Origin of the sequence: Bradyrhizobium sp. IC3195 (assembly GCF_020193585.1) — a bacterium.
Classification (GTDB): Bacteria; Pseudomonadota; Alphaproteobacteria; order Rhizobiales; family Xanthobacteraceae; genus Bradyrhizobium; species Bradyrhizobium yuanmingense.
Genome location: NZ_JADYVG010000047.1, coordinates 1 through 14,050 on the forward strand (window position 1 = coordinate 1; position 14,050 = coordinate 14,050).

A 14,050-nucleotide genomic window follows, 5' to 3' on the forward strand; every position below is an offset into this window, starting at 1 on the left:
CCTGCAATCCGAGTCCGAGGGGCCTGCCCTCATCTCTTGCGCAGCAAGGCTGCTCGGAAGATGGTCTACATACTCAACCTCCTTCTTCGCGCCGTCATGGCGCACATACCACCGTGCAGCCGAAGGCGATCACCTTCCCGACCGATGCCAAGCTGCTGCACGCGGCGATCAAGGGGCTCAACCGCCTGGCCAGGAAGCACGGGATCAAGGAGCTATGGCGGAATCTGGGTGATGACGGTGTGAGGAAAGGCGGCGTATCGAGGCGGGTGACGAGCCTGCCAGAACCTCTTGAGGAGAGCGATACGCCATGACCGAGACTACCAATGTTCTTGCTTTCCGTCAGCCGTCCGCGGTTGATGATCCACTGACCGATATCGTTCGAGCCGGCGCGCGGGACCTGCTTGCTAGGGCGATCGAGATCGAGGTTGGCGCGTTTCTGGCCAGCACGGCCAATCTGACGCTGCCCGATGGTCGAGCGCGCCTGGTCCGACATGGGCACGGTCCGGTACGCGAGATTGCGACCGGCATCGGTCCGGTGGAGGTCGCTCGTCCCAAGGTCCGCGACCGCGGAGCGAGCGGGCCAGGCGACCGCCTCCGCTTCAGTTCGGCAATCCTGCCGCTATGGGCGCGGCGGACGAAGAGCCTGGATGCCTTGATCCCGGTCCTCTATTTGCGCGGCATCTCGACCGGCGACTTCCAGGACGCGCTCTCGGCGCTGCTCGGCAAGGATGCGCCGAACCTGTCGCCTTCGGTGATCGCCGGCCTGAAGGCCGATTGGCAGGTCGAGTACGAACGCTGGCAGAGACGCGATCTGTCGGCGCGTCGCTATGTCTACATCTGGGCCGATGGCGTGTACCTGCAGGCCCGCATGGAAGATCACAGCGAATGCATGCTGGTGCTGATTGGTACCACGCCCAAGACGACTCTGCGCATGTTAGCTGCCACGATCAAGGCGCGATGGATTTGCGAACAGGCCCATCAGCAGTTGAAAGAGGAACTCGGGCTTGATCACTTCGAGGGACGATCCTGGCAGGGCCTTCATCGTCATGCGCTCATGACCATGATCGCTTACGCATTCCTCCAGCATTGCCGTCTCGCAGAAGCGGGGCGGAAAAAAAAGAATCAACGGTCCACCGCCTCAGCCGAGCCTGCCGGCCGTACGCCAAGCCATCGTCGATCGCATCGTTCAACCGCGACCTCAGCGATGCCCCCACTGCAGAAGACAAATCGGCGAAAAGCAGCGGCGTGAATAAATCTGCCAAAGTAGTGCTAGGTCTGTACTCAATAAAGGATTCCATCTGGGATTAGACTGTGATTGAAGCTTCTCAGCGGGGGGCGCTTGAATGGTATTAGCTCTAAGCAGAGCGCAGTTCGACATCGTTGAGCAGGGCCTGCACGGACAGGAATCGAAACACCTCGCAGACCGTGGGCATTGGGGCGCGCTCGCGCCGTTAGGTCGTGTCTCGCTTTAGGAAGGCCCGCAGCCGGCCGATGACTTCAGCGGTTCGCTGACCGTCACGGCGGATGTGGTCAAGGGCGCCCCCGATCTCGCCGAGGTCGGGTGCCAGATTCTGTATATCTGCTGGGCCGGCTCGGTATTGATCAGAATGTCGGCGAGCGGCTGGTTCAGCTCGTGTGCGGGTGAAACGGACATCTCTCCCGCGGTCGCGCGGCGGTTCATGTGGGCGAGCTCCGACATGCGCTGGCGCGCCTCGACCTCGTCCACGAAGAGCAACCGGCGCTCGCGCAGCAGAACGGCTCTCATCAGCCCCTGCACCAGCACCACGCCCGCCTCCAGTCCGGTCCCAGGACGGGCGAGATGAGGCTCTCGCTGTAGATCAGCGCGTGACCCTTGCCTGGTCACGGAGCCCGCCCGCAGACACTCGCGTGGCGACATGGTCCTGCTCGGCGAACGAGTCTCGCCGAGGGCGACCTCGCCCTTATCTCTATCACCGACGCAGGTCACGGCGTCCTATGCATGGGCATAGGCCTCTCCATCGCGCATACCATCGTCGAAGCGCATGGCGGCCGCATCGGGGCCGAAAACGTCCCGTCAGGGGCGCCGTCTTTCACGTCAGACTGCCGCTTGCAGTCGCGCGATCGCGACGCCGTCCCGGGAATGCGTCACCCGAAAGCCTTCTTCAGCGTCGCGAAGATCACCGCGAGCGACTTGTCGTAACGGGTCACCGGCGGCACCGGGCGATCGACCTTCATCAACTGATAGACCGCCATCTGCGCCGCGCGCACCGAATATTCGACAGTGAAGACGACGTCATGGGGGATCTCGACGAACTGGCTGACGAAGGCGAGGTTGACCGAATTCTTCGGCACCGGCATCGGCCGGTCGGCCAGATTGCGCGGCATGAACATGCTGGTGATGTAGGGCATGCGGCAGGGAATGCAGGTCGCGGTCTCCAACATTTCGCGATCGAAGTTGAGGTGCCCGCATAGCTCGTTCAGGATGTCGGCGCCGCCGCTCTCGGACATTGGTTTGGCCACGAAATTGCCGACGCGATCGGGGTGCAGCGCATAGCCCCAGAACACCTGCACGTCCTTCGGCTGCCCAGCGAAATGCGGCTGATGATACAGCACCACCGACATCAGCCAGTTCGAATCCCTGAACGTGACGAGCCCGCCGGTGCCGGCCCTGTTGCCGGAGAACGCCTCCATCTTGTCGAAGAAGCGGGGATCTCTGCAGGTAACGGTGAACGACAGCCAGTAGGATTCGGGGATTGAGGTGTTGAACGCGGACGGATTGCCGAATTCGGGACGTCCCTTCGCGATCCTCTCCCACAGCGCCCAGCCCTGGCTATCCTTCTTGGTCAGGTGCGGCGCCGGATCCGTCATGGTGCCGAGGCTCGAGGCGTCCGTCATTGAGCCGTTCTGGAAGAACACGAGGTCGTCGTCCTCGAGGCGCACATTGGCGGTGCGGCCGTCGCGGTCGAGCATGAGCTGGCGGACGCGCATGCGCCCGCCCTCGTCCTCGAGCATCATGTCGATGACAGCCGTGCCGAGCACGAACTGCACGCCCTGCTGCTTCAGCCAGTCGGCAAGCGGCCGCACGATCGCGTCGTACTGATTGTAGACCGTGCGTTTGACGCCGGCGAGGGTCTCGATCCGCGGGAACTCGTTCATGAAGCGGTGCAGATAGCGCTTCAGCTCGAGGGCGCTATGCCAGGGCTGGAAGGCGAAGGTGGTCTGCCACATGTACCAGAAATTCGACTCGAAGAAGTTCGGCGACAGCCAGTCGGTGATGCGGCTGTTGCCGAGCGTCTCCTCTGAGGCCTCGGTGAGCCGCAGCAGCTCGAGTCGGTCGCGCGCCGAGAAGCCCATATGAGTCACATCGATCTTGAAGCGGTTGCGGTCGACCAGCCGCGCCTGCGAAAGCGCCGGATTCTCCAGATTGAACGCGATCGTCTCCTCGCGCACGCTGAGGCCGGGATGTTCGAGCGACGGAATGCTCGACAGCAGGTCCCAGGTGCATTCGTAGTGATCGGTGGTGAGCATGCGCCCGCCGCGCAGCGAATAAGCGCGGTTCGCAAGCAGCGCGCCGTCGAGGCTGCCGCCGACCAGCGGCTGTGGCTCGTAGATCACGATATCGCGCCCCGACACCTGCGCGTCGCGAACGAGGAATGCCGCGCCCGCGAGCGATCCGATGCCAGCTCCGATGAAATACGCCTTCATAACTTGCCTCGATTGCAATTCGACATTCTGAAGCGACATAGCATGGCCGGACGCATTCAAGGTTGCGCTGGATCAAGCGCGGTGAGGACTGGCTCAGCCACGCGGAATGGCGGCGGATTGAGCCGTTGTTGCCGGCGAGGGCGCAAGGGAGCGCATCGGGTCGATGATCGATGCGTGATCAACTGCAGTGTCCACTTGCTAGAAGCAGGTTCGCGCTGGCGTGATTGCCCGGAAGTCTACGGTCCTTACACAACGATCTACAACGGCGTCAGTCGCTGGAGCCGAGCGGGGATTGGACGAACGTTTTTACGCTCTGACTGAATCAAGCGGCGTGTCCGGCTCGATCTCGGTGGATTCCAGCTAAATCAAAGCCCATGGCCCCCGCGGCCGGCCCAAAAAGGAGGACCTTCAACAATGCGATCGGCCGCTCGCGCGGCGAACAACCACCAAAATCCAAGCGTTGATCGACAATATTGGGCGCCCCGCTTCTTTCTTGATTACTCGTGGCAACACCCACGTAGCCCGCGTCGTCGACTGATCGAGCCTACGACGTTAGAAGCTTGCGCGACGAGTTGGCCGCGACGCTCGGTCATGGCGTATCGCTCTTTTTGAGAGGTTCTGTGGTATCCGGCATCCGCCTCGATACGCTGCCCATCTCAAGCCGTCATCACCTACTTTACTGCATAGCTCTGCTCGAAAGTGCTATATAAGACGAGTGTCTCAATCTAGAAAGCGGTTTCGGGGCCTGCTGGAAGGCGTAGCTAGTGGGCTCGCATGGCTGCGCGTTCTTTGCCACGCCCGAAATATCTCATGACTACGACGTAGAAGACCGGCACAAAGAACACAGCAAGGACCGTTGCTGAGATCATCCCACCGAATACGCCGGTCCCGATCGCGCGCTGGGTTTCGGCGCTGGCGCCACGGGCAAGCATCAGCGGGACCACACCGAGTGCAAAGGCCAGCGAGGTCATCAGAATCGGCCGCAATCGACGTCCGGCTGCTTCGACGGCGGCCTTCATTGGGCAATGCCCCTGAATGCGAAGATGCTGGGCGAACTCAACGATGAGGATCGCGTTCTTGGCTGAAAGTCCGGCAATGGTTATTAGACCGATTTTGAAAAAGACGTCATTCTCGAGCCCACGAAGATGGACTGCAAGAACAGAACCGATGATTCCAAGCGGTACGACAAGCATCACCGAGAACGGTATTGACCAACTCTCGTAAAGCGCAGCTAGCACCAGAAAGATGACCAGCATGGAGAGAGCAAGCAGGAAGGGAGCCTGCGAGGCGGATTGCTTTTCCTGCAGCGACTGCCCAGTCCATTCAACCGCGAAACCTGCCGGCAATTGTGACGCTAGTCCTTCCATTTCCAGCATCGCGTCGCCACTGGATATCCCGCGTGCAGGCCTGCCTGCAATGCGTGCAGCCGGATAGCCGTTATAACGGACGAACTGGAGGGGGCTAGTTTCCCAGATTGGCGTGACGAGCTCTGACAGGGACACCATGGCGCCTGCATTGTTGCTGACATACAACCTAAGCACGTCGTCAACCTGCATTCGGGTCGCAGCATCGGCTTGCACGATCACCTGTTGCATGCGTCCAGCATTCGGAAAATCATTGACATAAGTTGACCCGATGGCAGCCGTGAGGGTATCACTGACCGCGATGAACGATACACCCAGCGCTTCAACCTTCTGTCGATCGATCTGCAGCTTCACGTTCGGCGCGCTTGGCAGGCCTTCAACATGGACGTTTCCCACGAGTTTGCTTTGAGCCGCAAGCTGCAACAACTGGGCTTGTGCTGCCATCAATGCAGCAACGCCGCGATTGGCTCTATCCTCTAAACGCAAGGAAAACTCGGAAGTGGTCCCTAGTGATTCGATGGCAGGCGGCTTCAAACTCATGATCAGCCCTTCCGGTGCGCTGACCATGGCTGCCGTCGCGCTGTCAATCTCGTCGTCGATCGTCCCGCTCCGTACGCTCCAATCCTTGAGTGTCGTGAACGAGGTCGCGGTGTTCGGCCCAGAGCCGGAAAATCCGTAACCGATTAGCGAGAGGTTGCCCGCAATGTCTGGGCGTGACCCCACATGTTGGTCATACCGATTCACAGTTTCGATGGTGCGCCCTGCCGTCGCGTCGGCGGGCAGGACGAAGGTCGTCAAAAAACTACCTTGATCCTCTTCGGGCACAAACGATGTCGGCAAACGCATATACGCAGCCGCGAGAACAACGCCGATGACGGCATAGAGCACCATCATCCGGCCGGTCCTCGTGACCATTTTAGCAACCCATCCGACATAGGCGTTGGTCAACCGGTAAAGGGTACGATTGAACGAGCAGAAGAAGCCTCGTTTTTCATGATGGCCGCCCTCGATTGGACTAAGTAGCGTTGCGCATAGTACTGGTGTCAATGTGAGGGCAAGAACAGCTGAAAAGAGGATCGAGACCGTCATCGATAATGTAAACTGCCGATAGATCTCGCCGACCGACCCGCTCGTGAGCCCCATCGGAACGAACACTGCTGACAGAGCGAGCGTGATACCGATGACCGCACCTGTGATCTGGTTCATGGCTTTCTGCGTAGCAGCTTTGGACGTCAGCCCCTCCGTGGCCATGATGCGTTCTACATTCTCGACTACAACGATAGCGTCATCGACAATGATACCGATTGCCAATACCATACCGAACATCGTGAACACGTTGATCGAAAAGCCGGCCATCCACATCACCGCGAAGGTGCCTAATAGTGAGATCGGGACGGTGATGGCCGGGACCAGTGTGTATCGGACATCCTGAAGAAACAGCAACATGACGAGGAAAACGAGGATCATCGCCTCGAATAGGGTCTGAAGAACATTCTTGATCGAGATCTTCACGAAAGGTGCGGTCTCGAAAGCTACGGCGTAACTCATTTCGTTCGGCATGGCCGGCGCGAGCTCGGCGAGACGGGCCTGGACGGCGGCGGTCGTCCGGATCGCATTTGCGCCCGGCGTCAATTGAATCCCGGCAGCCGTCGCCGGTTTGCCGTTCTCGCGGATTGCAAAAGTGTAAGTTTGTGCACCCAGCTCCACGCGCGCGACATCGGCCAGCACGAGCTTTGAGCCGTCCGGCTCTGAACGGAGCAATATGGCCGCAAATTCTTCTGGCGTTTGCAATTGTCCTTGAACTGTGAGTGGGATGCTCACCTTCTGCCCGGGCACGGTTGGTTCCGAACCGACGCGTCCCGGCGCGATCTGCGCGTTCTGAGCCCGAATTGCTGCTATGATATCAGTTAATGATAGCGAATAAGACAAGAGCTTGGTTGGATCAACCCAAATGCGCATTGCGCGTTCCGAGCCAAAAGCCTGCACGCGACCGACGCCTTCAACACGCTTTATTTCAGGAGCAAGGATTCGCAACAGGTAGTCGCCAAGGGCGAGTTCGTCACATTGGCCATTGTTGCAACTGAGCGTCACAATCATGATAAACCCGGTGGAAGCCGATTCCACAGTAACGCCGATTCTGCGCACCGGCTCAGGAAGACGCGCTTCGACACTCTTCAAGCGATTCTGGACATCCACCTTCGCCATTTCGAGATCGGTGCCGGGCTTAAACGTAGCGGTGATGCTCGCCTCGCCCGACGTATCGGCGGTTGATTCGAAATAGAGCAGGTTCTTGACGCTCGACAGCTCTCTTTCAATCAGACTGAGAACGCTGTCGTTGATCGCCTGAGGTGTGGCTCCTGTATGCATTGCATAGATGCTGACTGTCGGCGGCGCGATGTTTGGAGCGCGAGAGACAGGCAGTTGCGGGATTGCCAAGCCCCCCAAGAGAACGACAAATATAGCGATTACCCATGCGAAGACGGGCCGCTCGATAAAGAACTGAGGCATAGCTCTTCTCTCAATGCTCGGCTTGCACGGCGGCGTGCTTGAATGGCTGCGAGTGCACCGTGGCCCCATCCCGCACGCGCTCCTGCCCCTGCACCACGACAACGTCGCCGGCTTTTAACCCCGAAGTAACAATGTAGCGGCCATCCACAACCTCACCCACATCGATGGGGCGTCGGGCCGCTTGCTTGTTGTGGTCGACGATGATGAGTTGCGCTCGGCCCGCCAAATCCCGGATGACGGCTTCCTGCGGCACTAGCAATGCGCTATGCCGCACCACGCGGGGTAAGCGGGCGCGGACATACATTCCTGGAAGCAAGAAGCGCCCCAAATTCTGCATCTCGACGCGCACGGTGATATTGCCCGTGCCGGGATCGACGTTGACGTCCGCGAACAGCGCGCGCCCGGTGACCGGATAAGGCTTTCCGCTCGTGGCGCTAATCTCAACGGGCACCTTAGACAGATAATCAAGCTGCCTAGATTGAACAGACTCGCGGATCGCGTCGATCTGCACAGCAGGTCGGCGAATATCAACGTAGACCCGGTCGATCTGCTGGACGATCGCGAGAGCCTTGGCTCCGTTAGCCGAGACAAGTGCGCCCTCAGTAACAAGCGCCGGGCCGATCTGCCCAGAGATCGGGGCCCTTACTGTTGTGAAAGCCAAATCGAGCCTGCGGCGCTGGAGCATCGCCCGTGCCTCGGCAACATTCGCCTTCGCCTGAGCAAGATTGGCGATCGCATCATCATATGCATCACGGCTGATCGCATTGCTCGTCACCAGCTGTCTTGCACGCTCGAACTTACTTTCAAAGCGCACCAGACTGGATTCAGCTCGCTGAAGCACTGCGGCCGCGCTGTCGACCTCCGCTTTAAATGGATCAGGGTTGATCTGAAAAAGCCCTTGCCCGGCCTGGACCTCCGAACCTTCGTCGAACAGGCGCTTCTCAATGATCCCGCCGACCTGGGGCCTAATCTCGGCGGTTCGGTAAGCAGCCACGCGTCCCGGCAGTTCGTCAGCGAGCGTCACTGCCTCCGGCTTCACCGTCAGCACCGTGACGAAGGGCAGACTTACTTCTGGTGGTGCGGCGGGCGTGTCGCTGGACTGTTCGCCACTGCATGCAGCGACCAGCAGAGCCGTCGGCAGAGCTAACCACAAGCCAAACCTATCGAGGCCGCGCGCCATTATCCTGGATCCATAGCTATGCAGGTGAAATGAACACTGGTTCGTTATTGCCGCGCTCATGCCGTGCTTGGCCAAATTGTATGGAGTGAAAAGAGCTCCGCCCGGACGGGTGGGTAAATGAGGAGCTTCTGTGTGCCTCAAAATTCGATAGGATGGGCGGAATCACCGTATCCAGGTTAGCAGTGAAATCAGGGTGCTCGACTATGCACATGCGATCCTCCACCTTTGTGTATAACGCAGCGATCCTAGATGAATGTGGCCGCCCGTGCGCGTCTCTGCGTTTACCATGGTCCGTTCCTCAAGAGTTTATGCGGTGACGCACGTGATGCGGACGGCCGTGCAGGTGTCGTGCCAAAGCAGACACTCATCTGGCACGAAACGATGACCTTGATCTCGCTAGGTCTGACAGGCGGATTGTCCAACTTCTGACAAGGAGAGCAGCTTTCTACCGGCCCGTCTACGAGCGAGAACGGCTGCGTAAGGAGCGAAGCTCACAAGAGCGTAGTGCAAGATCGTGTGTCGGGATGGAGATTTCGACCCTACCTGCCACCATCGGCCGATGGCGCGTCGATAATACGATCGAGAAGCATTGCCTGCTGTCATCGGCAGAGGATCGCCGCTTCCATCCGGATTGCCGCGCGGAAACCACCACCACCGCTAAGAACTCTTCCTTGTAAGATCCTAATTGGGATTGTCGCCGCCTTCGTGGCGTTGAAGAAGGCCGGCGATGCCGGTGACGGCAAGAAGGCACGTCGCGGCGAGCAGAAAACCAAAGGCGTGTTGATCAGCTCGACCATCTCGATCCGCAACGCCTTCCGCAAGAAGAACAGCTGGTTCGAGCGCCGACAATTCAGTCGGGCTGCGGCGATCGCCGCCCGCCGAGGATCGGGGCCATTAAAGGCGGGCGGCCGGGTTGGGTCGTTCAGAAGAAGCAAAAGGCACCGACCAGGTTGGTGACGCGCCTGATCGACTTCTGCCGTCTAAGTTGCTAGCGACTGGAAACGCGTTTCACGCGCGTTCCTGATCGGCAGCCGGCTCAACATGCTTCAACGCGAATGCGTCCTCATGGGCTATTACGCCATACGTTCCATCATAGCAACCGAGCCGGACGCCAGACGCGTCTACAGAGCCTGAAGCAAGCGGGCGGCAAGTCCTGGGCGCCGAGCTTGTCGTAGCGGGTGGCGTTGCGTCGAAACTGCTTCAGTTTGTTGAAGAAGCGCTCAACGTGGTTGCGCTCGCGATAGATGGTCTTCTTCCACCGGAACCTCTTCTTCCGGTTGGATCTGTTGGGAATGTTGGGGATCACACCTTGATCACGGATGTGGGCACGAACACGATCGGCATCGTAGCCTTTGTCGGCGATGACGACGGCGCGCGCATCGAAACAACCGCCGCGTTCTCAACGGCATCTTCTGGGTCCTGCGCGCGGGAGCTCCGTGGCGCGATCTGCCCGAGCGATACGGGCCTTATACGACCGCTTACAATCGGCTTCAACCGCTGGCTCAAAGCCGGCATCTGGGACCGGCTGATGGATGCGGTCGTCAAGGCACACGATGGCAAGGTGCAGATGATCGACAGTTCGGTCGTGCGGGTCCATCAGCATGCTTCCGGGGTGAAAAAAAGAGTGGAGATCGTTGTGTGGGCCGAAGCCGAGGCGGCCTCACCACCAAAATCCACGCGCGCGTCGACGCGAAAGGCCGCCCGGTCCGCCTCATGATCACCCCCGGCGAGGCCCACGACGTGACGTGCGCCGAGGCCCTGCTCGACGGACTAAGGGGTTCGATCACTCCACTCGAAATCCGTCAGGTCGTAGCGCATGATCCTAGCCCCGATGTTCGGTAGCTTGAATCATGGTCCGCCCTGATCCGCTAGACGAATTTGAGTACACACCTTCTGTAATGGGCCCGATGATGTCAAGCCTCCCGAGTGAACGCCACGCCGCCGAGCTCATGCTTCTGTTCGTGGTCGACGCCTGGCCGCCACATCATGCTGTCAGAGGGAGCGGTGAGCCTATCTAGATACGCGTGGTTCGTCGGACGACGGCCACTGGGCGTGTAACGGCTTCACCGCATCCACCGTCCCGGCGACGGGACTTCGGGCACCGGGCTTCAGTTCATCCCGGTTGCGTTCTCGATCTCCTCCACGTCTTCTATGCTGCGATTGAGCCCGCTTCGGCCCATCGGTAAGTCGTGCCATCGACCCAGATCCGATGCAGGATCACTGCGAGCTTGCGTGCCAAGGCGACCTTTGCGCGCTTCGAGCCTCTCCGCTTGGCGACGTCCATCCCCCAGCGTTTGAGTTTTGAGAACCGCGTGATGCGCGATAACAGAACGTTGGCGGCTTCATACAAGGCCGTCCGCACCGTCTCATCGCCGGCCAGCGTGATTCCGCCCGTGACGTCCTTTTCTCCCGATTGATATTTCTTTGGCGTGAGCCCGAACAGCGCGCCTGCTGCCTTTGACTTTACAATGCGATGACGATCATCAAGCTCCGATTTGTAGGTGATGGCCACCAGGGGGCCAACGCCTGGTACTGTCATAAGCCGGCGGCAGACTGCATCATCACGCACAATTGCCAGCACAGCCTTGTGTAGTCTTCCGTATTCTGCCTTCAGGGCCGATCGTGCCGAAAGCATCGCACCAGCAATGCGCTCCAATGTCGCCTGGCCTGCAACCAACTCTCGAATCCGCGCTTCAAAATTCCTTCGCGTCACCGGGCCAACCTTCAGACCGAAGCCGCGCAAAATCCCTCGGATACTTAATTCTACATCGATCAGCCGCCCGAGAAGCTGTTTGCGTGCGATCAGGAGTGCCCGGATCTCTTGCGCATCAACCGACTTTGCGTGTACCTGCCGAAACCATCCCATCCGGATCAACTGGGCGATCCCGCGGGCATCCTTCCGATCCGTCTTGACCGTCATTGCAGATAATGCGGCCTTCACGTGCCGCGTTTCCAGCAGAACTGTTTCAAATCCTGCACCTTTCAGGCCCGCATGCAGCCATTGCGACAGCGGCCCAGCCTCCAGCCCGATCCGCTTCACTGCAAAGCCGAGCGTCTCAAAAAAGTCAACTAAGGCGTCGGGTTCGCTTGCGACCTTCGCTTCCTTCAGGATCTTACCCTGGGCGTCCACAACACACACGCTCGACAGTTCCAATGACACGTCGATTCCGGCATAATTCTCCACGGCTGTCCTCCGTCTCCAGATGCTTGGGGCCGACTCAAGTCGTGACCCCGTTTCATCATCTATCGGGGGACAGCCACCATCATGACCCCTTGCTCCGGAGCCGGGCCCATTACCGCATCTAGTTGTCCCCACCCGGTCCTTGGATCGAATTGCGAACAGAGTGCCCCATCAGCTTCGACTGGATGCGAGCTAGCGCGTCACTGAGCCTCGCCGCTTCATTGAAGCGTGTCTCCGAATATGGCGGGCGCGCGGATGGATCGTGCAAGAGGGCCTCCGCTGTATTCGAGAGCCGGCGAAGAGGCGTCCTCAGCCACTGCGCCGCACAAAAGAGTAGTGCTAGTGTGGCGATGGCACAAGCACCGAAACTACTCCAGAATGATCGGATTAGATTACGGGTGGACGCAAGCGCCTCGTCGGCACTCTGCCGAACCAGAAGAGACCAACCGAAGCTTGGAAGGTTCGCGAAGCCGACCGTCGGAACGATCACTGTGAAGTAGTCCCTGCCGTCAGGCCAACGTTCGCGCAGAGACCCAGTCGTGACGCGACTAGCCGCAAGCGCGGAGCCGATGTTGAGCGGCTGGTTGATAAGATCCGGCGGACCAAACAGGACGGTTCGATCCCCCGAAAGCAGCAGCACGTCAATGCCGGGTACTTGTAACGAGTCCATGCCTTCTGCGACCCATTTCCAGTCAAGGTGAGCGCCGATGACCCCGGCAACGGAGCCGGCGCGGCGCAACGGCGCTGCCAGGTCGATAAAGCGATAGGGCTCACGAGATGCAGGCAACTGGGTGGCCAGTAGTTGAGCGGCATGCACATCGATAGCCGCCGGCGAGACAAGGCCCCGTCTAAACCAAGGTCGCTGTGCAACGCTTACTCCTTCGAGCATGCCGTCTTTAGCCGCGAGAATGGTCCCTTCGAGATCCGCGACGCCGAGCCAAGTGTAGCGTCGATCAAGGCGGCTCAAGAAGTCGATGTGTTCTCGCGCATGCTTAAGATCTGTTAGGTCAATGAGCTCAGCGGACCTAGCTACATCCATCCAAACTCCATAGAGCCGACGGGCCAACAGCGCGGAACTCATTTCGCCGCGAATTCTTAACGCGTCGAACTGCAGCTGCTCTCCCCCTTGCTGTAGCAAGGCCGTGTAGATCGTCGCGGTCACCACGGCCGGCACCAATATGAGCAAGGCGCCTCCACAGAACACCAAGGAGAGTAGGCTCGGTCTTTTCGGCATCTCGCGCTCCTCAACTCGTTAGAGCTCGCGCCAACTCGCGGATCATTTGCAAGATGTTCCCTCGATCGGCCCCTGGCATGGCGGATTCAGTGTGAAGCTTCTTGATAATTTTCGCGCTTTGCTCGGGAGTTGGAGAGAACTTGACTCGATAGCCGTCACGAGTAGTCGCAGCAACATGCGCGTCTACTCCGCTAATCCCGGGCAGGTCGAGCTTCCCTGCTGCTCCGGCGGGAAGTCCGGATGGACCGCTGATTCGAGCGCCCCCTCGGCCCAGATTGAGAAGCCATCCGCGATGCTTCTCACCTTGGATCACCAACGTGATGGGTTCTGGAATCTGGCGCTGAGGTCGATCGTATCGCGGTCGCTCAATGCACACCACGACTGCCACGGACAGCACCAGAATGTTGTAAACTGTCCAGAACATCACGATAGCCGTGCTGTCACCCGCTGTTGCGGACGTATCGAAGACAAAATCGGAGTTCAACGGCACGATCAGGCCGCCGATCGTCAGAGCGAGCAGGAGTACAAACGGTCGCATCAACGCCCATTGAACAACAACCTTGGTGCGGTCGCCGCCTTTGGCCGTCACCGAGAATTTATGCGATCCGCTGGTGAGAAGCCCGAGAGCAGCTGCTTGGCTGATGGGCCAGGCCGCGATCAGGTGAGCAGTATCGTTAAGAAGCGGGACAAACAAGCCTTTTGAAAGCCAGTTTAGGGACACCAGAACCATTAGGTAATAGGGTACATAGTAACTGATAATTTCCAACAGCGACGCGTTCACGATGGTGATGCCGAACCACCAGTACAACAGTGGGCAAATCAGGCTGGCAAGCCTGAAGGGAAAAGTGCTGAGCCAGTAGAGCAATGAATCGAGGATCCCGATTCGATGCATCAGACCA

The 14,050-nt window shown here is 59.3% G+C and carries 9 protein-coding genes and 2 pseudogenes; 4 read left to right on the forward strand and 7 right to left on the reverse strand.

The annotated features are described in order from the left end of the window. Positions 1 to 311 (forward strand): annotated as a pseudogene (locus I6F09_RS36705) (hypothetical protein); the annotation flags it as partial. Beyond that, positions 308 to 1,249, forward strand: coding sequence for a transposase (locus I6F09_RS36710; RefSeq protein ID WP_225143795.1), 942 nt, complete (start codon positions 308 to 310; stop codon positions 1,247 to 1,249). The pseudogene I6F09_RS36705 and the gene I6F09_RS36710, both read left to right, overlap by 4 nt. Positions 1,250 to 1,468: 219 nt before the next feature. Here the strand turns inward: I6F09_RS36710 and I6F09_RS36715 are convergent, their stop codons facing one another. The 4 genes from I6F09_RS36715 to I6F09_RS36735 all read right to left on the reverse strand — a co-directional run bounded on the left by I6F09_RS36715 (position 1,469) and on the right by I6F09_RS36735 (position 8,736). After that, a complete protein-coding gene (locus I6F09_RS36715; protein WP_061877864.1) occupies positions 1,469 to 1,786 on the reverse strand; it encodes a hypothetical protein in 318 nt (105 codons plus the stop codon). A gap of 338 nt (positions 1,787 to 2,124) precedes the next feature. Then, complete coding sequence (locus I6F09_RS36720; protein ID WP_225131487.1) at positions 2,125 to 3,723, reverse strand: oleate hydratase; 1,599 nt, start codon at positions 3,721 to 3,723, stop codon at positions 2,125 to 2,127. 722 nt (positions 3,724 to 4,445) lie between these two features. Continuing rightward, positions 4,446 to 7,556 (reverse strand): multidrug efflux RND transporter permease subunit, encoded by a 3,111-nt coding sequence (locus I6F09_RS36730; RefSeq protein ID WP_225143797.1) that lies wholly within the window; start codon positions 7,554 to 7,556, stop codon positions 4,446 to 4,448. Positions 7,557 to 7,566: 10 nt separating this feature from the next. Beyond that, positions 7,567 to 8,736: an efflux RND transporter periplasmic adaptor subunit gene (locus I6F09_RS36735; RefSeq protein WP_225143799.1), complete on the reverse strand. Its 1,170-nt coding sequence runs from the start codon at positions 8,734 to 8,736 to the stop codon at positions 7,567 to 7,569. A 705-nt stretch (positions 8,737 to 9,441) separates the two neighbouring features. Between I6F09_RS36735 and I6F09_RS36740 the strand changes: the two genes are divergently transcribed. Continuing rightward, positions 9,442 to 9,693, forward strand: a complete 252-nt coding sequence (locus I6F09_RS36740; RefSeq protein ID WP_225143811.1) for a hypothetical protein — start codon at positions 9,442 to 9,444, stop codon at positions 9,691 to 9,693. Between the two features lie 426 nt (positions 9,694 to 10,119). After that, positions 10,120 to 10,503, forward strand: a pseudogene (locus I6F09_RS36750) (IS5 family transposase); the annotation flags it as partial. Between the two features lie 382 nt (positions 10,504 to 10,885). On the opposite strand, the gene I6F09_RS36755 reads toward I6F09_RS36750, so the two are convergent. From I6F09_RS36755 to I6F09_RS36765, 3 genes are all read right to left on the reverse strand, one after another. After that, positions 10,886 to 11,920, reverse strand: coding sequence for an IS110 family transposase (locus tag I6F09_RS36755; RefSeq protein ID WP_225143813.1), 1,035 nt, complete (start codon positions 11,918 to 11,920; stop codon positions 10,886 to 10,888). Between the two features lie 118 nt (positions 11,921 to 12,038). Next, complete coding sequence (locus I6F09_RS36760; RefSeq protein ID WP_225143815.1) at positions 12,039 to 13,151, reverse strand: cache domain-containing protein; 1,113 nt, start codon at positions 13,149 to 13,151, stop codon at positions 12,039 to 12,041. Positions 13,152 to 13,161: 10 nt separating this feature from the next. Continuing rightward, positions 13,162 to 14,050, reverse strand: an 889-nt coding sequence (locus I6F09_RS36765; protein WP_225143822.1) for a PilZ domain-containing protein, incomplete at its 5' end; no start/stop codon positions are given.